General features: G+C 66.5%; 17 protein-coding genes and 1 tRNA gene. 7 read left to right on the top strand and 11 right to left on the bottom strand.

Annotated features, from left to right (window positions below; genetic code table 11):
* The first annotated feature begins 2 nt into the window (after positions 1-2).
* Positions 3-79 (top strand) — tRNA-Arg (locus K2Y03_RS04955).
* A gap of 19 nt (positions 80-98) precedes the next feature.
* Here K2Y03_RS04955 and K2Y03_RS04960 read toward each other — a convergent pair.
* Positions 99-617 (bottom strand): DUF3237 domain-containing protein, encoded by a 519-nt coding sequence (locus K2Y03_RS04960; protein WP_294088732.1) that lies wholly within the window; start codon positions 615-617, stop codon positions 99-101.
* Between the two features lie 132 nt (positions 618-749).
* Here K2Y03_RS04960 and K2Y03_RS04965 point away from each other — a divergent pair, with 132 nt between their 5' ends.
* Positions 750-1241 carry a MarR family transcriptional regulator gene (locus K2Y03_RS04965; RefSeq protein WP_294088734.1) on the top strand — a complete coding sequence of 164 codons (492 nt, stop codon included), beginning with the start codon at positions 750-752 and terminating at the stop codon, positions 1239-1241.
* Positions 1242-1268: 27 nt separating this feature from the next.
* Here the strand turns inward: K2Y03_RS04965 and K2Y03_RS04970 are convergent, their stop codons facing one another.
* The 10 genes from K2Y03_RS04970 to K2Y03_RS05015 form a co-directional block, all read right to left on the bottom strand.
* A complete protein-coding gene (locus K2Y03_RS04970; protein WP_294088736.1) occupies positions 1269-1661 on the bottom strand; it encodes a response regulator in 393 nt (130 codons plus the stop codon).
* A 64-nt stretch (positions 1662-1725) separates the two neighbouring features.
* Positions 1726-4200, bottom strand: a complete 2475-nt coding sequence (locus K2Y03_RS04975) for an ATP-binding protein (protein WP_294088738.1) — start codon at positions 4198-4200, stop codon at positions 1726-1728.
* 79 nt (positions 4201-4279) lie between these two features.
* A complete protein-coding gene (locus K2Y03_RS04980) occupies positions 4280-5749 on the bottom strand; it encodes an EAL domain-containing protein (RefSeq protein ID WP_294088740.1) in 1470 nt (489 codons plus the stop codon).
* A gap of 422 nt (positions 5750-6171) precedes the next feature.
* Positions 6172-7635 carry an efflux transporter outer membrane subunit gene (locus K2Y03_RS04985; RefSeq protein ID WP_294088742.1) on the bottom strand — a complete coding sequence of 488 codons (1464 nt, stop codon included), beginning with the start codon at positions 7633-7635 and terminating at the stop codon, positions 6172-6174.
* A gap of 18 nt (positions 7636-7653) precedes the next feature.
* The gene (locus K2Y03_RS04990) at positions 7654-9246 is read right to left on the bottom strand and encodes a DHA2 family efflux MFS transporter permease subunit (RefSeq protein ID WP_294088745.1); all 1593 of its coding nucleotides are present in this window, start codon (positions 9244-9246) and stop codon (positions 7654-7656) included.
* A 1-nt stretch (position 9247) separates the two neighbouring features.
* Entirely contained in the window at positions 9248-10327 is a 1080-nt protein-coding gene (locus K2Y03_RS04995; RefSeq protein ID WP_294088746.1) for an HlyD family secretion protein, read from the bottom strand.
* Positions 10324-10974 (bottom strand): CerR family C-terminal domain-containing protein, encoded by a 651-nt coding sequence (locus tag K2Y03_RS05000; RefSeq protein ID WP_294088748.1) that lies wholly within the window; start codon positions 10972-10974, stop codon positions 10324-10326. The genes K2Y03_RS04995 and K2Y03_RS05000 overlap by 4 nt, the downstream gene beginning before the upstream one ends.
* Positions 10975-11072: 98 nt before the next feature.
* Positions 11073-12554 (bottom strand): NAD(P)/FAD-dependent oxidoreductase, encoded by a 1482-nt coding sequence (locus tag K2Y03_RS05005; protein WP_294088749.1) that lies wholly within the window; start codon positions 12552-12554, stop codon positions 11073-11075.
* 84 nt (positions 12555-12638) lie between these two features.
* Positions 12639-14723, bottom strand: a complete 2085-nt coding sequence (locus K2Y03_RS05010; RefSeq protein WP_294088750.1) for a malate synthase G — start codon at positions 14721-14723, stop codon at positions 12639-12641.
* Between the two features lie 75 nt (positions 14724-14798).
* Positions 14799-15251 carry a MarR family winged helix-turn-helix transcriptional regulator gene (locus K2Y03_RS05015; protein ID WP_294088752.1) on the bottom strand — a complete coding sequence of 151 codons (453 nt, stop codon included), beginning with the start codon at positions 15249-15251 and terminating at the stop codon, positions 14799-14801.
* Positions 15252-15440: 189 nt separating this feature from the next.
* On the opposite strand from K2Y03_RS05015, the gene K2Y03_RS05020 reads away from it, so the two are divergent.
* The 5 genes from K2Y03_RS05020 to K2Y03_RS05040 all read left to right on the top strand — a co-directional run bounded on the left by K2Y03_RS05020 (position 15441) and on the right by K2Y03_RS05040 (position 20295).
* The gene (locus K2Y03_RS05020; RefSeq protein WP_294088753.1) at positions 15441-15872 is read left to right on the top strand and encodes a hypothetical protein; all 432 of its coding nucleotides are present in this window, start codon (positions 15441-15443) and stop codon (positions 15870-15872) included.
* 265 nt (positions 15873-16137) lie between these two features.
* Positions 16138-17187 (top strand): 4-hydroxyphenylpyruvate dioxygenase, encoded by a 1050-nt coding sequence (hppD, locus tag K2Y03_RS05025; RefSeq protein WP_294088754.1) that lies wholly within the window; start codon positions 16138-16140, stop codon positions 17185-17187.
* 164 nt (positions 17188-17351) lie between these two features.
* Positions 17352-18638: a homogentisate 1,2-dioxygenase gene (gene hmgA, locus K2Y03_RS05030; RefSeq protein ID WP_294088756.1), complete on the top strand. Its 1287-nt coding sequence runs from the start codon at positions 17352-17354 to the stop codon at positions 18636-18638.
* 95 nt (positions 18639-18733) lie between these two features.
* Positions 18734-19084 (top strand): YciI family protein, encoded by a 351-nt coding sequence (locus tag K2Y03_RS05035; RefSeq protein WP_294088758.1) that lies wholly within the window; start codon positions 18734-18736, stop codon positions 19082-19084.
* Positions 19081-20295, top strand: a complete 1215-nt coding sequence (locus tag K2Y03_RS05040; protein WP_294088760.1) for a DUF6596 domain-containing protein — start codon at positions 19081-19083, stop codon at positions 20293-20295. The genes K2Y03_RS05035 and K2Y03_RS05040 overlap by 4 nt, the downstream gene beginning before the upstream one ends.
* Positions 20296-20297 lie beyond the last annotated feature (2 nt).

Here is a 20297-nt window from a genome sequence, read left to right on the forward strand (position 1 = left end):
ACGCGCCCGTAGCTCAGTTGGATAGAGCACGAGACTTCTAATCTTGAGGCCGCAGGTTCGACTCCTGCCGGGCGCGCCAGACTTGGAACTTTCGACGCCTAGCGCACCGCATAGACGCGGTGGATCACCCCGCCATCGCCCGTGCGGGAGCGCGTGACGGCCACGACGTTGTTGAGCCAGGCATAGCGCGGATCGCCGGTTTCGAACTCGGGCGCGGTACGGAAATAATAGCGGTTGGCGCCGGCCACATCGTCTGGTTTTTCCAAATCCAGCGCATAATCGGCATGTTCCGGCGCTGCCCAGAACCGGCCGTGCCAGTGCAGATAGAGCATCGCGCCATCGTGCGTCTCGAGCGTAAAGCGGACGTCGAGATGCGATGAACCGTCGGCTCGCACCCGCACCCAATCGGCACCACTGTCCGGCACGACACGCCCTTTGAGCCTTGGCCCGTCAAAATGGCCGCCCTTGACGATGTAGATGGCGCGGTGCCCCTCCGGCGCCGCGCCGATGTCGATTGGCGGCAGATGAAGCTTCACCCGCGCTTCGAACAGGAATTCCAAGTCCGGCGCGCTGTCGGCTGACGACACGGGCAGTGGCAGTCCGAGGGCGGTCGACATCTTCTCTCTCCTGCTCGGCTACCCCGGACGATGCCGGGTGCAGCACCAACGCGGCTCATTTATGTGCGTTCCGCACATAATGTCAACGGCGCCTCCTTGCCATTGGTATGGGGCGCACATAATTTGCCGCGCATGGCATCGGAGACCGCCAACATTCTGGGTGCGCTGTCGCTGGCGGTGGTCGACCGGATCGAGGATCTGGCCCAGCAGCTTGTCGGCCATGCCGGGCAGACGCCGGCCGCTATCGTCGTGATTGGCTATGGTCCCGGGATGACCAATGACCGGCTGCGCCGCATCCTGCGCCTGTCGCATCCGGGCACGGTGCGGCTGGTTGACCGGCTGGTGGCCGATGGCCTTGTCGAGCGCCGCGCCGGGCGCGACCGGCGCGCGGTGGCGCTGCACCTGACCGAGCAGGGCGAAGCGCTGCGCGCAACGTTGCTGGCTGAGCGGCTATCGCTGCTCGAAGGCGCCGCGGAGCTGCTCTCACCGTCGGAGCAGTCGCAGCTGGCCGTGCTGCTGCGCAAACTGCTGGCGGCGATGCCGCGCGACCAGTTCGACCGTTTCCGGATCTGCCGGCTGTGCGACAATCGCGCCTGTGTGGAATGCCCGATCCCGGCGCTATGAGGCCGTGGACGATCCGCTTTGCGCGGATTAGCCGATCAGGCCGGACTCGCCCATGTCGCGCGCCATCAGGCGGCCGATCGCGTCGAACAGCGAATCCATGGCAACGGGCTTGAACAGCACTTCGTCGGCGCCCTCACCCAGGCATTCCTCGCGCAGATTGGCCCCGGTGTCGGCGGTGATGACGATGACCGGCAGGCGCGCCTTGCGGTCGGCGCGCGCGCGGATGTGGCGGATCGCCGTGATCCCGTCCATGCCGGGCATGCGCAGGTCCATCAGGATGATGTCGAATTCATGGTCGTCGATCAGGCGCAGCCCTTCCTCGCCGCCGCCGGCCTCCACCATCTCGGCGCCGGCCACGTCGAGCATGTCCTTCACGACGCGCCGGTTCATCGCGTCATCTTCGACGAACAGGATCTTCACGAGCCTTTGTCCCCAGCTGACGCGATATGTGTATTATTGATATGCATCACTATGCCCTATCGCGTCACGCGGCCTGAGATGCAAGCGGAACTTCCGCCTTCAGCGCATCCGGTCGGCAAAGAGGATACAGTATTTGCACCAGCGCGGCACCAGAAATGGGTGTTTCCACCACGCGGTCGATACCCACGGCGTGCCAGGCTTCCGCCTTGGCCGGGTCTGGCGACGACCAGAGCAGAACCACCGCCGTGCCGGCCAGGCGCGCCTTCACGGCAAGTTCCGCGATCATGGCGTCAGCATCGCCGGCGGCGCGGACGGCAGCCTCCTCGACCAGCAGGCAGGCGGGCGGCGCCTGATCCAGTGCGCCAAACACATCGACGAGGCCCGCGACCGCATCGACAGCATCCAGCCGGTCCGACAGCATTGCCTTCAGTTTTGCGCGGTTGATCGGATTGGGCGCCGCGATCAGCAGCGACTGCAGTGCCATGGGCGGCACTGCCCCGCTGCCATGCGCCTGAGCAGCGACATAGGGCACCGTGACGATGAAGCGCGATCCGGAGCCGGGGGTGCTCTCCACCCGAATATCGCCGCCCATCGCGCGCGCCAAGCGGCGGCAGATAGCAAGGCCGAGGCCCGTACCGCCGAATTTGCGCGTGGTGCCCGCTTCGACCTGGCTGAAGGTTTCGAAGATCTGCTCCAGCTTGTCAGCCGGGATGCCGATGCCGGTATCGGCCACGGTGATCTCGATGCGATCCTCATCGCGCCGCGCAACCAGCGAGATGCCACCGGCGGCGGTAAACTTCAGCGCGTTGGACAACAGGTTGAACACGATCTGGCGAAGGCGCGCCGGATCGCCCATCACCAGATCGGGTGCCTGCGACAGGTCAACCTGCACGCGCAGGCCCTTGCCATCTGCCTGCCCCTGCCAAAGCGCCGCCACCTCGCGCAGCATGGCGACCAGGTCCATCGGCACTGCCTCAAGGGTCAGCTTGCCGCTTTCCATCTTGGCCACGTCCAGAATGTCGTCGACCAGCGCCTTCATCGTCACGCCGGCGCTGTGGACGACGCGCAACCGGTCGGCAACGCCCGGCGCAAGGCTGTGGTCGGCCAGCATAACCTGCGTCATACCGAGAATACCGTTCAACGGGGTGCGGATTTCGTGGCTGGTGGTCGCCAGGAATTCGGTCTTCGCCGCCAGCGCCTTTTTCAGCGCAGCGTTGGTATCGCCCAGCACGACGTTGGCCGCGCGAACCTCGTTGCGGCTGCGCCGGATGGTGAGCAGCGCGATGAGCATCGCCGCGCCCGCCGCTGCAGCCGCGATCAGGATGCCGACGATCACCCAGCGCTGCATCTCGGCGCGCGAGCGCTCGAACTGGAACTGCCGCCGCGCTTCCTCCGCCTTCAGATTGGCGATCTTCAGGTTCTGGTTGGCATAGTCGAACCGTGCCGCCATCAGCGCGGTGTTGGTAGAGGCGGCAAGGCTGGCCTTCTTGTCGTCCAGCCGCTTCAGCGCCTCGAGGTGCGCCAGCGCCTCGGCAGTGCGGCCCAGCTGCGCAAACACATGATAAGCCGTGCCATGTGCTTCCACATAGGCAAGTGTTGTGGTGTCCAGATCAACGCCGGCAAAGCTGCGGCTGATCAGGTCGGCTGCATGCCGCAGATCGCCCTTCTGCAGCGCCGACTGGGCCGCAATCGCCAGAAATTGCGGCCGCCACGGACGCGCTTCGCCGCGTTCGGCCAGCCTCAGCCCTTCGGCAATGGTGCGATCAGCGCGGGCAAGCTGTTGTGCCTCCAGCTGCCCGCGTGCCATGTTGCCCAGCACCCGGACCACCAGCAGCGTGCTGTTCATCCGCCGCGCGATGGCAAGCGCCCGGCGATACTGCGCTTCGGCCTCCAGCGGTTTGCCCATCTGGCGCAGGCTGTTGCCACGGTTGTTGAAGCTCGAGATGCCAAGCCCCGGATCATCGGCATAGATTTCCGACGATTCGGTGTCGTATTTCAGGGCGCTCGCCCAATCGCCGGCTTCGCGGTACAGCGACGCAATCTGCTGCAGCGCAATCGCCTGACTGCGCGTTTCGCGCAGCGCGCGGAACAGATTGTGCGCCGTCTGATAGTCGGACAGGGCCTGCGCGACATTGGCGTTCGACGTGGCAACGCCGCCACGCGACAGCAACAGGTCGCCATAGAGCTTGCCACGAAACCCAGTTCTATCCAGCAGCCGGATCGCATCGTCGATCTTCGGGGCCGCGTCGCCCGGCGCGTTGAGTCGCAGCAGCGCCTCTCCCTGCAACCATTCCGATTCGGCGATAAGCAGGCCATTTGCCCGGGTCAGCGGCGCCCGACGCGCCCGCGCCTCTGCGGCCGCCGCCAGTGCCCGCGCGCGCGCCGGGTCTGCGCGCATCGCGTCCTTCGCGTCGGCAAGCTGGCGGCGCACAGGGTCGGCGGACTGAACAGCGGCCGGTGCAACCTGCGCCAGAACGGCCGGCGCGCCGCACCCCAGCGCCGTCGCCATCATCACCAGCAATGCAGACCGATAGTTCATGCGCAACGCGGCTCCGGGTCGCGCCATCCTTGCCCGACAAGCATTAAATTGCGCCTAATGATGAACGCGACCGAAAGAATCAGACGCTTTTCCAGAAGCTTGCCGGCCGATTTAGTGCGCCGCTACGCGAGGCGGCGGCAACCGCTTCATGCCGTTCCTCATCCAGGAAACTGCACAGGGCGCCCAGCGCGATCGGGCGGCTGATCAGAAAACCCTGGGCCATGTCGCAACCCATCACGCTGAGCAGGGCAAGTGCCGCCGGCGTTTCCACGCCCTCCGCCGTCACTTCCATGTCCAGCGCATGGGCAAGGTCGATCGTTGAGCGCACGATCAGCGGGTCGCGATTGCTACTGGTCAGCTGCAGAACGAACATCTTGTCGATCTTCAGCTCACGCGCCGGCAACCGCTTCAGATAGGCAAGCGAAGACAGCCCGGCGCCATAATCATCGATCGCGATCGAAATCCCCAGATCAGCAAACAGCTTAAGGTGCTTGATCGCGGTTTTGGGATCGCGGATCACCGAAGTCTCGGTGATTTCGATACCAATCCGGCACCCGGCGTCGCTCAACAACTGGCACGCACGCGCGACAAAGGGCGCGTCCCCCAGCAGCTGGCCGGAGATGTTGACGAACACCAGCACGTCATGCCCCTGCGCCGCGAGCAATTTCTGGTCGGCGATCGCCTGCTCCAGCGTCCACAGTGAGATGGGACCGATCAGCTGCGCCTGTTCGGCCGTCTCGATGAAGTCGCCGGGTAGGATCAGGCCGCGCTTGGGATGCTGCCAGCGCACCAGTGCCTCGACGGAGCAGATCTTCTGCTGCCGCAGGTGCAGCTTGGGCTGATATTGCAGGAAAAGTTCACCGCGCTCGATGGCCTTGCTGAGGTCGCTGACCAGCGTGACCCGGTCGAAGGCGGGGGCATCGGCCACAATGTCACGAACGACCGGCCGTCCCTCCGCCCGGGCGAGCCGCAATGCTTCCTCCGCTTCTTCGGCGAGGCGCACGTCATCACCAACGCCGACCGGTGCGTGCGCCGCACCCAGCAGCAGGTCGATCCGGTGCGGCTCCCCATCGAGGCTGACCGGTTGTTCAAACAACGCGGCGATGCCGGCAAGAACCGCATCGAGTTCATGTCGCGCATCGCCTTCAAAGGCCACTTCGACCATGTTGCGGCCGACCACTGCCATGCGTGCATCGGCCAGCATCGCGCCGACGCGGTCTGCCACGTCGAGCACCAGGCAATCGGCACGGGGCGCGCCCAGATGCCGGCGCAGCGGAACAAAGTTGGCAATTTCGGCCAAGATAACGAACCGCGTCGTCTTTGCGACGACCGGCTTGGGCGCCGCGCTGTCATCAGGGCCTGCGCCGTCGTCGCCGAGCCAATCAGACCAATAGCCGCGCGGCGCGAACGGCACCTCGGCCCAAAGACTGGAGACCGCGCCAGCCCCGCCCATTCGCGGAATGGCAAGCGGCGACGCACTGGCGAACAGCACGTGTCGCCGGTCGCCGCCGTGCGGCAGGTTTTGCGCGATTGACTCCAGACGCAGCATCAAATCGGGCCATGCCACCAAGCCCTGAAGGAAGCGTTAAGCGCCGCGGGCACGCCTGCCACATTCGGCCGAAACGATTAACGTCATTGACTAACAAGCATGATTTACATAGCCCAAGGGTGCGCAATTGCTGCGCGTAACTGGGAGAAGGCAAATGCTGGAGCTTCTGCTCTCGCTCGTTTACGGCGACGAGATTCGTCCCTGGTAAACGGATACAAGGCCCGGGGGGAGTGAAAATTGCTTTATAATCAAGGTGATAATCGCGCCCCTCGGGTCAACCGTCACCCCGTTCTCCAGCGTCGATTCCAGACCGGATGGCGCCATGATCCACCCCGAATCGGCGGCACGTCTTAATAATTATTAACTATCCGAGTCGCAGTCCCGCACAATTAACCTTTATTAACGGCCGGTGCAGATAATGATCATCGCGCCGCCGATTGAATCTCTTCGCCCCAGCCGCCACCGATTGCCTTGAACAGCGCCGCCGTCTGTTGACGGAGCAGGGCATCACTCGCCGCCACCTGTTCGCGCGCGGCAAGCTGCTGAATGTCGGCCAGCAGCACTGCGTCCTGCGCCACCATCCCGGCCTGGTGCCGAGCCGCCACCGCCTGCGCGCTGCGGGTCGCGTCTGCCAGTGACTGGCGCAGCACCGCGTTGCGGCGGCGTTCGGTGGCAAGGCTCGTCAATGGGTCCTCGACATCGCGCAACGCGCGCAAGACGGTCGCCTGATAGTCGATATAGGCCTGCTCGCGCGCCTCCCGCGCAATCTTCACGCCGGCGCGGCGGCGGCCCCAGTCGAGCAAGGGAAAGCTGATCGCGCTGCTGCCGACCAGCTGCCCGCTGTCCTGCGACACGAAGTTGGTGAGCCCCGCCGACAGCAACTGGCCCAGCGCCGTGAGATTGACGCGCGGATAGAGATTGGCGACCTGCACGCCAATATCTGCCGTCGCCGCCGCCAGCCGGCGCTCGGCCGCGCGCACATCGGGGCGCCGGCGCAGCAGGTCAGCCGGCAGGCCCACCGGCACCGCCGGTGCCTCGCCCAGCTCGGCGCCGGGCGTGCGCAGATCGTCGAGCAGCGCCTCGGGCGGCTGGCCGGTCAGGATGCCCAACGCATGGATGCGGATATCGGCGTCGGCACGCAGCGGCTCGATCCGCGCCTGCGCCTGGGTCAGCGCACCGCGCGCGCGGATGGCGTCGATCGAAGGGGTCAGGCCGGCGCTTGCCTGGTGATGCGCAATCTCGATCGATCGCTGCGCCTTGGCGATCTCGCTCTCGATCAGGGCGATCTGCGCCTGGTCCAGCCGCAGCGCGAAATAGGCGTCGGCGACTTCGGCGGCGATGGTGACGGCGGCATCGCGGCGCGTCCATTCGGCCGCCTCGATCCGCGCGCGCGCCGCCTCCACCCCGCGCCGGGCGCCGCCGAACAGGTCAAGCTCCCAGCTGGCGTCAAACCCCAGCGCATAGGTCGTCACCCCGCCGCCGGGCGGCGCGATGCCGGCGCCGGTCTGCCCGGTGCCGGTGCCGCCTGCGAACAGCCGCCCGAGCGAGGCGAGCCCGGCGTTGCGCGAAAACTCGACATGGCTGACATTGGCGTCGGCGTTGACCTGCGGCTTGCCTTGTGCGCGCGCGACGATTTCCTGCAGCCGCGCCTGCCGCACGCGCGAGGCGGCCATGGCCATGTCGGGATTGTCGGTCAGCGCTTTGTCGATCAGCGCGTTCAGCCGCTGGTCGCCAAAACCCGTCCACCAGCGTGCGGGGTCAATCCCCTGCCCCGGCGCCGGTGCCGGCGCAATGCCGGCATAGCGCGCGGGCACGGCCATTTCCGGCCGGGCATAGTTCGGCCCCACGGTGCAGCCGGCCAGCGCAAGCGCAGTTGCGGCGATCATCAGGGTGCGTGGCATCGGTCAATGTCCCATGCTTGGCGCGCCATCGGCCCGGGCGGCGCGCATCAGGAAAACGGTGGGGGCGATGATCAGGATGACGATCATCAGCGTGCGGAACACGTCGATAAAGGCCAGCATTGCTGCCTGGTTTTGCACCTGCTGATACAGGATGCCGTTCAGCGTCTCGCTGCCCGGTGCCAGGCCCAGCGCGGCGGCGGCGCGGTCCAGCCAGTCGGTGTAATTGGGGTTGGCGGGGTTCAGCCGCTCAACCGTGACCGACTGCTCCACCTGGCGATAGCCCGAGAGCAGGGTCTGCGACATCGAAATGCCAATCGAGCCGCCCAGATTGCGCGCGACGTTGAGCAGGCTGGAAGCTTGCGCGGTCTTGGTCTGAGGCAGGCCGATATAGGCCACCGCGTTGATCGGCACGAACAGGAAGGGCAATGCCGCTGCCTGATACATGCGCGCGATCGCCGCGTCGTAAAAGCCGATCGTCGCGGTCAGGTGGCTCATGTTCCACAGCGCATAGGACTGGACGAGCAGCGCCCCGAACAGCAGCCAGCGCACATCGACAATCGTGCTCAGCCGCCCGGCAAAGGGTACCATGGCCAGCGTTGCGAACCCCGCAATCGTCATCGCCATGCCGGACTGGAAGGCGGTGTAGCCAAGCACCTGCTGCAGCATCTGCGGCACCAGCTGGGTGGTGCCGAACAGGATCATCCCGGTCGTCATCATCACCAGCAGCGTGAGCGAGAAGTTGCGGCTCTTCATCAGCCGGAAATCGACCACCGGCGACGGGTGGTTCACCTCCCAGATGACGAGAGCGATCAGCGACGTGGCGGAGACGATCGCCGTCACCACCAGCGTGCCGCTGGCGAACCATTCGTCGCGGTCGCCGCGGTCGAGCGTGTATTCGAGCAGGCCCAGCCCCAGCGCGACCAGCAGGATGCCGACATAATCGACGCGGATGCCGCGCGCGAGCAGGGCGGCCCGGTCGTCACGCACCGCCTGCGGCTCATCCACGAACAAATGGGTCAGCGCCAGCGCGGCGATGCCGACGGGCACGTTGATCAGGAAAATCCAGTGCCAGCTGAACGTATCGGTGATGAAGCCGCCCAGCGTCGGCCCCATCACCGGGCCGACCACCACCACGATGGCAAAGGCGGCAAAGGCCATGGCGCGCCGATTGGGCGGAAAGGTATCCGCCAGGATCGACTGTTCCACCGGCGCCAGCCCGCCGCCGCCAATCCCCTGCAACACGCGCGCGATGATCAGCGTCGTCAGATCGCCCGCCAGCCCGCACATCAGCGAGGACAGCGTGAACAGGACTATCGAGATCATGAAATAGCGTTTCCGGCCGATCACGTCAGACAGCCAGCCGCTCAAGGGAATGATCACCGCATTGGCGACCAGATAGCTGGTCAGCACCCAGGTCGCCTGATCGAGCGTGACCGACAGGCCACCGGCAATATGGTCGAGCGAGACATTGGCGATCGAGGTGTCGAGCACTTCCATGAAGGTGGGCAGCGAAATGATCGCCACCACTGCCCAGGGATTTACCCGGCCCGCCGCCGATCGCGCCGGGTTCCACGCAGGAATGGCGGCGCCTGCCACCTCAGCGCACCTCGACCGTCGGCACTGCCGACATGCCGGGGCCGATGGGATAGCGGCGCGGATCGGGCCCGTTCTTCACGTCGAACTCGATGCGCACCGGCACGCGCTGTACCACTTTCACGAAATTGCCGGTCGCGTTCTGCGGCGGCAGCAGGGCAAAGGCCTGGCCCGCGCCGCGCTGGATCGAGTCGACGCGCCCCCTGAACTTCAGCTTGGGAAAAGCATCGATGCGGATCGACACCGGCTGGCCCGGGCGGATCTGCGCCAGCTGGGTTTCCTTGAAATTGGCGGTGATCCAGATGTGGTCGGGCACGATCGACATCAGTTGCGTGCCCGGCGCGACATAGCTGCCCAGATTGACGCTGCGGTTCACGACCTGGCCCGAAACAGGCGCGCGCAGCTCCAGATTGCCCAGCGTCACATTGGCCTGTTCCACCTGCGCACGGCGAGCACCCGTCGCCGCTTCGGCCGCACTGACCTGACGCCGCGCGACCGCGACATTGGCCGCCGCATTGGCGATCTGGGCGCGGGCGGCGGCCGCCTCCGCCGCGGTCTGGCGGGCGAGCGCGCGGGCGGCGTCAAGCTGTTGCGGCGCCACCGCCGCCGCGTCGATCTTCTGCAGGTTCTCGTACCGGGCCAGATCCTGCGCCGCTTTCTCCGCATTGGCGATGGGCGCGCGCGATTGTGCCGTCAGCTGCGCCTGCTGGGCCAGCGCGGCATCCACCTGCGCGCGCGCGGTTTCCAGCTGCGCCTGCGCCTGGCTGACCCCGGCGGCAGCCTCTGCCAGCACCGCGCGCGGGCCGGACGGGGTGATGACCGCCAGCAGATCGCCCGCATTCACATGCCGGTTGTCAGCCTCTGCCACCTGCACCAGCGTGCCCGCCACCTGCGGCGCGATCCGCACGATATGCGCATCGACATAGGCATCGTCGGTTTCCTCGAACCGCGCCGTCTCCCGCGCATAAAGGATGCTGGCGGCAACCAGCAGGCCTGCGATCAGCACCAGCGCCACCCAGAAGCCGGGGCGGCGGAACAGCGGCGGGCGGGCGGGAGCGGCGGCTGGCGCATCGGTGGTGGTCATGCGGGCTCCTTGGCTTGGGCGGTAAGCATGTCGAGAATGGCGTCGGTATTCTGGGCGATCTGCGCCCTGAAGGTGGCGGCGAGCTCTGCGTCCATCGTCTCGCGCCGCATCAGCCGCAGGCACGCCGCGCGCGAGGCCCGCAGCACCAGCGCCTGACCGATCAGCGTGCCGGTCACCGCGCGGGCGCGATGTTCGTCCGCCATGCCGGTCACGCGCAGGATCAGCGCAGCCAGCTGTTCCATCATCTGGCCCATCAGCCCGCCATAGATGCGGTCGAACGCCTCGGTCGGCCGGTTCTGTTCGCGGATGATGAACAGCGTCCACGCCTCGCTCTTGTCGGACGTCATGCGGTCGACAAAGGCGCCGATGATGCGGTGGAGCAGCACCCGCGCCTGTGCCGGGTCGGCGCTGGCCACGTCGCCGGCGTCGATCGCGGCGGCGCCCATCTCCTCGGCCATCCGCTCGGCGATGTGCTGCGCGGCGGCAAGGTAGAGCCCTTCCTTGCCGCCATAATGATAGGTGATCGACGACATCGCCGTGCCGGCGGCAGCGGCGATGCTGCGCGTGCTGGCCCCCTCCAGCCCCTTTGCCCCGAATTCGGCGATGGCGATGTCCAGCAGCCGCTCATGGGTTTCGCGCAAGGTCATGTACGGTCGTTAGTTCGTTCGAACGAACAAGTCGACTTACAATAGCGCAACCTTTCCTGCGCGCACCGCACGCCGGCCCGGCAGAGCGGGTGAAGGGGTCAGGCCGTGGCGGTCGCTGCTACCGGCTGCGCACCGGGTTGGGGCTGCGGGTTGCTGAAGTCCATATGATCATCGACCGAGCCGAAGCGCAGCGACACCAGGTCCTTCGCGTAATTCTGGTGCACGCGCCACGGCGCCTTGTCGCCCTGTTTGGGGAAGCGCTCCATCGCCCGCGTCACATAGCCCGAGGTGAAGTCAAGGAAGGGCTGCGGCTGCAGGTCTTCCTTGATGCGCGGCGTCGCCTGGCGCAGCCCGCGCTGGCGCATGGTGTTGAGCAGGCGGCAGACATAGCCGCAGGTCAGGTCCGCCTTCAGCGTCCAGCTGGCATTGGTATAGCCGAACGACGACGCCAGATTGGGGATGTCGCTGTACATCATCCCCTTATAGTTGAAGCTTTGCGACAGGTCCGCCGCGCGCCCGTCCACCGTGAAGGCGACGTCGCTCAGCAGCTGCAGCTCCAGCCCGGTGGCGGTGACGATGATGTCCGCGTCCAGATGCTGGCCTGAATTCAGCCTGATTCCGGTTTCGTCGAACCGGTCGATCGTGTCGGTCACGACCGAGGCGCTGCCGCGCTTGATCGCGTCGAACATATCGGCGTCGGGTACCAGGCACAGCCGCTGGTCCCACACATTGTAGCGCGGGGTGAAATGCTGCGCGATGGTGTCGGGGGGCAGATGCTCGGCCAGCATGTCGAGCACGCGCTTCTTCGCTTCCGCCGGGTTCTTGCGCGCGGCGTTGAAGAAATAGAGCTGGAACAGCACGTTGCGCCACCGCACCAGGCCATAGGCGAGCTTCGACGGCAGCACGCTACGCAGCCAGTTGGCCCAGGCATCTTCCGACGGGCGCGACACGACATAGGTGGGCGAGCGCTGCAGCATCGTGACATGCGCCGCCGTCCGGGCCATTTCGGGCACGATGGTAACGGCGGTCGCGCCCGACCCGATCACCACCACCCGCTTGCCGGCATAATCCAGATCTTCGGGCCAGAATTGCGGGTGGATGATCTGCCCCTTGAAGCTTTCGGCGCCGGCAAATTCGGGCGAATGCCCCCGCGCATAATTGTAATAACCCGAGCACATGAACAGGAAATTGCAGCTATATTCCACGTCGCGCCCCTCATGCCGGGCGGTCACGATCCAGCGCGCATCAGGCGTGGACCAGCGCGCAGCGGCGACATGGTGGTTGAAGCGGATATGCCGGTCGATGCCATATTTGGCCGCCACGCGGCGCACATAGTTCAGGATGGCCGGGCCATCGGCAATCGCCTTGGCCTCCGTCCACGGCTCGAAGCTGTAGCCTAGCGTGTACATGTCGGAGTCCGACCGGATACCGGGATAGCGAAACAGGTCCCACGTCCCGCCAATCGCCGGCCGGCCTTCCAGGATCATGTAGCTGCGGTCGGGCGCCTTGGCCTGAAGGTGATAGCCAGCACCAATCCCCGAAATGCCGGCCCCCACCACGATGACATCGACATGTTCCATCCGCGCGCTCCCGATCCCTGCATACCGGATATTCGATTTTTCGCCGCAGCGCAAAGCGATATGCGCCCCGGTGCCGGCCTTTGCCTAACCGCGCCCGGCCGCCTTGGCCCGCGCGCGAAAGGCGTGGAGCAGCGGCTCGGTATAGCCGTTGGGCTGTGCCGCGCCTTCGAACACCAGCGCGCGCGCCGCCTGAAAGGCCAGGCTGTCCGGCTGGCCCGCCATCGGCCGGTAGAGCGGGTCGCCCGCATTCTGCGCATCGACCTTGGCCGCCATGCGCGCCAGTGCGGCATCGACATCGGCGGCGCTGCACACGCCGTGGCGCAGCCAGTTGGCGATATGCTGCGACGAGATGCGCAACGTCGCACGGTCTTCCATCAGGCCGATATCGTTGATGTCGGGCACCTTGGAACAGCCAATGCCCTGGTCGATCCAGCGCACCACATAGCCAAGAATGCCCTGCGCGTTATTGTCCAGCTCGTGGCGGATTTCGTCCGCCGTCCAGTTGCGCCCGGCAGCGAACGGCACGGTGAGCAGCGCGGCCAGGCCCGGCACCCCCTCCCCCGCAATCGCCGCCTGCCGCGCGAACACGTCGACCTGATGATAATGCATCGCGTGCAGCGTGGCGGCGGTTGGCGATGGCACCCAGGCGGTGTTGGCGCCCGACATCGGGTGGCCGATCTTCTGCGCCATCATGTCCGCCATCCGGTCGGGCGCTGCCCACATCCCCTTGCCGATCTGCGCCCGGCCCGACAGGCCACAGGCCAGGCCGATGCGGACATTGCGGTCCTCATAGGCCTTGATCCAGGCGCTGGTCTTCATTTCCGCCTTGGGGATCATCGGCCCGCCCGCCATCGCGGTGTGGATTTCGTCGCCCGTGCGGTCAAGAAAGCCGGTGTTGATGAAGACGATGCGGTCCTTCACCGCATGAATGCACGCCGCCAGATTGGCGGAGGTGCGGCGCTCCTCGTCCATCACTCCCACTTTCACCGTGTGGCGGGCAAGGCCGAGCAGATCCTCGACCGCATCGAACAGCCGGTTGGTGAAGGCGCATTCGTCCGGCCCGTGCATCTTGGGCTTGACGATATAGACGCTGCCGGTGCGGCTGTTCCTGAACTTGCCCAGCCCGCGCAGATCGTGAAGCGCGATGGTGGTCGTCAATATCGCGTCGAGAATGCCCTCGGGCGCCTCCGCCCCGCCGGGCAGGGTGACGGCAGGCGTCGTCATCAGATGGCCGACATTGCGCACGAACAGCAGCGAGCGGCCGGGCAGCGTGAACGGCGTACCGTCAGTGCCCGCATAGTCGCGGTCTGGGTTCAGCGTGCGCGTCATCCGCGCGCCGCCCTTGTCGAAGCTTTCGGCCAGATCGCCGCGCATCAGCCCCAGCCAGTTGGTATAGGCCGCGACCTTGTCCTCGGCATCCACCGCCGCAATCGAATCTTCCAGGTCGCAGATGGTGGTCAGCGCCGATTCGAGCAGCACATCGGCAATGCCGGCCGGGTCTTCGCGGCCGATGGGGTGCGCCCGGTCGATCACCAGTTCGATGTGCAGGCCGTGGTGGCGGAGCAGCAGCGAATCCCCCGACCGACCGACCAGCTGGGCGGGGTCCTTCAGCACCGGGTCGCCGCCGGCAAATTCCGCCCAGCGCCCGGCGGCCAGCGGCACCGCCTCGTCGAGAAACGCCTTGGCCGCCGCAATCACCTGCGCGCCGCGCTCGGTATCATAACCGCCCGCCTTCGCCACGCCGGGCAGCGCGTCGGTGCCGTAGAACGCGTCGTACAGGCTGCCCCAGCGCGCGTTCGCGGCGTTCAGCGCGAAGCGGGCGTTGAGCACCGGCACCACCAGCTGCGGCCCGGCCATCAGGGCGATCTCGGCATCGACATTTTCGGTGCCGATGGTGAAGGGCGCCGGCTCCGGCACCAGATAGCCGATGGCGCGCAGAAACGCCTCGTCCACCGGCGCGCCTTCGGTATAGCGCGCGTCGATCACCGCCTGCAGCGCGTCGCGCCGGGCGAGCAACGCCGCATTTTCCGGCGCGAAGCGGGCAAAGATCGCGGCCACCCCGGCCCACCAGCCGGCGGCATCGATCCCCAAGGGCGGCAGCACGCGCGCCTCGACAAAGTCTGCCAGCGGCGCGGCAACCCCCAACCCGGCGCGATCGACGATGGACATGATTCCTCCCTGTTGCGTTCATCTCATCATGGCCCGGGGAGGCGGCGCCTGCCTAGCCGAGGCAGGGCGCCGCCATCAACCCCGTTCGGGCGCGATCTGCGCGGCGGCGCCCTCGATCCGGGCGAGCATCGCGGTGAACTGCGCGCGCTCGGCCGGGGTGAAGCCGTTGAAGATGCGCGCCTCCAGCTCCAGCGCCTTGGGCGCGACACTGTCATAGAGCAGGCGCCCGGCGGCCGACAGCGACAGCAGGTGCGAACGCTGATCCTGCGGATTGGCCGCCCGCGCCACCAGCCCCCTCGCCACCAGCGCCACCGCCGCGCGGCTTACCGTTACCTTGTCCATCCGGGTGACGCCGCACAGCGCCTGCTGCGACATCCCGCCGCTTTCCGCCAGCACCGCGATCAGCCGCCACTGCGCGATCGAAAGGCCGAACAGCGCCTGATACGCCGTCGCCACCGCATCCGACACCCGGTTCGACGCAATCGACAGCCGATAGGGCAGAAAATCGTCAAGCTTGAGCGTGGTCATCGCACAGGTGTTGCCACTACGAGAGCCCGCCTGGCAACCAGCGCGAGCGGTGCTGCAATCGGCCACTCGCGGCGAACGAAGGATTTAACGCTTAATGAGACTCAGAAGCAGCGGGGGCGGATAGAAAATTCGACATTGCTCGAGGACATATTGGCTGATCTGCGCATCGATTGCTGATAGTGCTTACGCATGGGAAACCTGATCTATCTTCACTTACCAGCCGGCGGAAAGCCCCCCACATTATCGCTTCCGGCTTTCAAAGCCGTGGTGGTCATCAATCAAGATGTAACCAACGAGTGGCGCGATCTTGTCAGCGACTGGCTCGTGGCCTCTGGATGCCTCTATATGATGGCGTGGGGACAAGAATGTAGCGCTTGGGACGATAGCGTTGATCATGCCATGCTGAAGGTGTTCGACTATAATGACGTACCCGACGACCGGTTTGTAATGACCACGTGGCACGAAAATCAGCCGCTTTCGGAGCCGTTTTGGTTTTCAGCCTTTGCTGCATCTCATCCGATCATTAAGCTGACGCAGACGGTAATTCTCGACATCAATGCTGTGGATCGAGAGCGCGAGTTGCTCGACGCCTACGAGGAAGCGATCAATCAACCGCTCTAGCCGAACGCTCGCCCGCTTGCCCCGTCGTCACCCCGGCCTTGTGCCGGGGTCCACCGGGCGGCGGTGCAAATCCCCAGCAACGCGCTCGGAACGACAACGGCAAGTAAGCCTTGCGGCGATTGGCGAGCGATATTGCGCGTGGATGGGTGGACCCCGGCACAAGGCCGGGGTGACGGGGGTCTGGGCAACGCCGCGCTGGACCAGCTTCCGCAAGTCCGCTATATAGTTTCATCTGATACCAACTGCCGCCACGGAGTCCGCTGCCATGACCGCCACTGCCGACAACCCGATGGGCCTGAACGGCTTTGCCTTTGTCGAGTTCACCCATCCCCAGCCGGAGGCGATGGCGGACCTGTTCGTGAAGCTGGGCTTTGCCCATGTCGGCACCCACCGCGAAAAGAATGTGCGCCGCTATGCGCAAGGCGCGATCACCTATCTGCTCAACATGGAAGGCACCGGCCCCACCGCGCTGTTCCGCGATGCGCATGGGCCCTCGGCCAGCGCGATGGCGTTCTTCGTGAAGGATGCGGGCACCGCGTTCCAGCTGGCGGTGGCGCGCGGCGCGACGGCGGTGGCGGGCGAATATGGCCTGCCCGCGATCGAGGGGATTGGCGGCGCCACGCTCTATCTGGTGCAGGAGGATGGCGGGTTTCTCGACAGCGCCTTTGCCCCCACCGGCGCTGCGGCCGATGACCGCTCGGTCGGGCTGCACACGCTCGACCACCTGACCCACAATCTGATGCGCGGGCGGATGAACCACTGGGCGGATTATTATGAGCGGCTCTTCAACTTCCGCGAAATCCGCTATTTCGACATCGAGGGCAAGGCGACCGCGCTGCTCTCCAAGGCGATGACCGCGCCCGATGACAAGATCCGCATTCCCTTGAACGAAAGCCAGGACGAGCATTCGCAGATCGAGGAATTCATCCGCGATTATAAGGGCGAAGGCATCCAGCATCTGGCAATGGCGACCGACGACATTTTCGGCACCGTCGACCGGCTGCGCGCCAATGGCATCCGCTTTCAGGACACGATCGACACCTATTTCGACCTGATCGACCAGCGCCTGCCCGGCCATGGCCATGACGTGGAGGCGATGCGCGCGCGCAAAATCCTGATCGACGGCGCGCCGGAAACGGGCGGCGGCCTGCTGCTGCAGATCTTCACCGAGAATATGGTCGGGCCGATCTTCTTCGAGATCATCCAGCGCAAGGGCAATGACGGCTTTGGCGAGGGCAATTTCAAGGCGCTGTTCGAGAGCATCGAACTCGACCAGATCCGGCGCGGGGTGATTCCGGCGCCGGCGGGAGCGTAAAAGAGCGGCGGCGTAGGGAGTTCGCTAACTCTTGGTCCGTCACCCCGGCCTTGAGCCGGGGTCCCGCTTCTACCTCCGCCAGAAGGCAGCGGGACCCCGGCTCAAGGCCGGGGTGACGGTGAACAGGGTCGGCATGACGGGAAGATCGTTGAAAGGGTAATGCCTTGACCAGCTACATGACCGGCTTTGGCGGCTATTTCGAAACCGAGGCCGTCCCCGGCGCGCTCCCCGTCGGGCGGAATTCGCCGCAGCGGCCCGCTTTCGGCCTTTATGCCGAGCAGCTTTCGGGCAGCGCTTTCACCGCGCCGCGCCATGAAAATCGCCGCTCCTGGCTCTACCGGCTGCGGCCCTCGGCGGCACATCCCGCTTTCACCCGCTATGAAGGCGCGCCGCGCTTCGCCACCGCTGCCGCGCCGGGGCCGCACGCACCCAACCGGCTGCGCTGGGGGCCGCTCGATATCGAGCGCGACACCGACTGGCTCGACAGCCTGACGACGATGCTCGCGGCCGGAGAGGGCGCCGCGGCGCAATCGGGCGTTTCGCTGCACCTCTATCGCTGCGGGCGCGACATGGCCGAGCGCGCCTTCGTCTCCGCCGATAGCGAGCTGCTGATCCTGCCCGAGCAGGGCCGACTGCTGCTGCTGACCGAACTGGGCCGGATCGAGATTGCCCCCGGCCATGTCGCGCTCATCCCGCGCGGCGTGCGCTTCCGCGTCACCCTGCCTGATGGCATCGCGCGCGGCTATGTCGCGGAAAATTTCGGCCAGCCCTTCCGCCTGCCTGAACTCGGCCCCATCGGCGCCAACGGCCTCGCCAATCCGCGCGATTTCGAGGTGCCGACCGCCTGGTTCGAGGATGTCGAGGGGCCGTTCGAGCTGGTGCAGAAATATCAGGGCGCGCTGTGGCGCACCGATCTGGGCCGCTCGCCGCTCGACGTCGTCGCCTGGCACGGCAATCTGGCGCCGTGCCGCTATGATCTGGCGCGCTTCAACACCATCGGCACGGTCAGCTTCGATCACCCCGATCCGTCGATCTTCACCGTGCTCACCTCGCCCAGCGATTTAGCGGGCACGGCGAACGCCGATTTCGTCATCTTCCCGCCGCGCTGGATGGTGGCGGAGGACACGTTCCGCCCGCCCTGGTTCCACCGCAACGTGATGTCGGAGGCGATGGGGCTGATCCACGGGGCCTATGACGCGAAACAGGGCGGCTTCGTGCCCGGCGCGCTCTCGCTCCACAACCAGATGGCCGGGCACGGGCCGGACGTCGCCAGCTGGCAGGGCGCAAGCGCGGCCGAGCTGAAGCCGCACAAGATCGAGAACACGATGGCCTTCATGATCGAAAGCCGCTGGATATTCCGCCCGACCGCCTTCGCGCTCGACTGCGGCCGGCTGGACGAGGATTATGACGCGGTGTGGCAGGGTTTCCCCAAGGCGAGCCTGCCCGGATAATTTTTTCGTGCCCCCAGTGTCGATTCAGCGCCTGCTCGCGCGTCTTCCCGGTACGATCGCACTTGGCGCGGTCGCACATGGGCAAGGAGCGAGCGATGAAATACATGCTGATGATCTTCGAGAACGAAGCCGTTTATGACGACGGCACCGGCGCGGCGATGAACGCGATTATCGAAAAGCACATGGCGTTCAGCGCGGGGCTGGGCGACACGCTGCTGAACGGCGCCGGGCTTCAGCCGGTCGCCACTGCCACCACGGTGCGCACGCAGAACGGGCAGCAGATGCTGCACGACGGGCCCTTTGCCGAAACCAAGGAGCAGTTCGGCGGATTCTATCTGGTGGAGGCGGCCGATCTGGACGCGGCCATCGCCATTGCGCGCCGCATCCCGCTGGCCGCCAATGGCTCGGTCGAGGTGCGGCCGGTGATGGCCCCGCCGGGCATGTGAGCGAACCGCTCGACGCGGTGTTCCGGGCGGCGGGCGGGCGCATCATGGCCGCGCTCGCCGCCCGCTTCCGCAATCTGGACCTGGCCGAGGACGCCTTTGCGGAGGCCTGCGCGCGTGCCGCCTCCGCCTGGGCCGGTGCACAGCCGCGTGACCCGGCGGCGTGGCTCTACCGTGTTGCAGAGCGCGTGGCGCTCGACCGGCTGCGCCACGCCGGGGTGCGCGCGGCGGCCGCCCTGCCCGCGCCCGCGCCCGAGCCGACACCGGAGGCGCTGATGGCAGAGGCAAGCCCCATCCCCGACGAACGGCTCGCGCTGATCTTCACCTGCTGCCACCCGGCGATCCATGCCGAGGCGCGCGCGGCGCTGACGCTGCGGCTGGTGTGCGGATTGAGCGCGGAGGAGATCGCCCGCGCCTTTCTGACGCCGGTATCGACCCTGATGCAGCGGCTGGTGCGCGCCAAGCGCAAGATCGCGCGCGCCGGCATCGGCTATGCCGTGCCCGGCCCGGATGCCTGGCCCGAACGGCTGGAATCAGTGCTGAGCACGATCGAAGTGGCCTATGCCCATGCTCATGCCGATGGCGCCGGCAGCGGGCGGCATGCGGGCTATGCCGCGGAAATGCTGTCGATCACGGCAACGCTCGCGCAGATGCTGCCCGACGAGGCCGATGTGCACGCGCTGGCCGCAACGGTGCGCTTTGCCGAGGCGCGGCGGCCGGCGCGGGTCAGCGACGATGGCGTCATGGTGCCGCTGTCCGAGCAGGACCCGGCGCGCTGGGACGGCGCGCTGATCGCCGACGGGCGGCAGCATTTCGCGGCGGCCGCCCGCCTCGCCCCCCGGCGCCCACGCGTCTTCGCCGCGCTGATCCACGCCGAATGGTGCACGCGCGCTTCGCTGGCCGAGCCGCCGCCATGGCGCAACATCCTGACAATTTACGACGCACTGCTCACCGTGCGCGACGACGCGATCACCCGGCTCAACCGCGCCGTCGCGCTGGCCGAGGTGGCGGGCTGCGAAGCGGCGCTGGGGGAAGTCGACGCGCTCGACACGCCCGGCCTCGCGCACTTCCTGCCCTATCACGCGACGCGGGCCGGGCTGCTTCACCGGCTGGGGCTGAAGGACGCGGCGCGCGCCGCCTATGACGCCGCCCTTGCGCTGTGCCCTGGCGACGCCGAGCGCCGCTGGCTGGAGCGGCGCCGGGCGGAGCTGTAAGC

This window comes from Sphingomonas sp. (genome assembly GCF_019746015.1).
In the GTDB taxonomy this organism is placed as follows: domain Bacteria; phylum Pseudomonadota; class Alphaproteobacteria; order Sphingomonadales; family Sphingomonadaceae; genus Sphingomonas.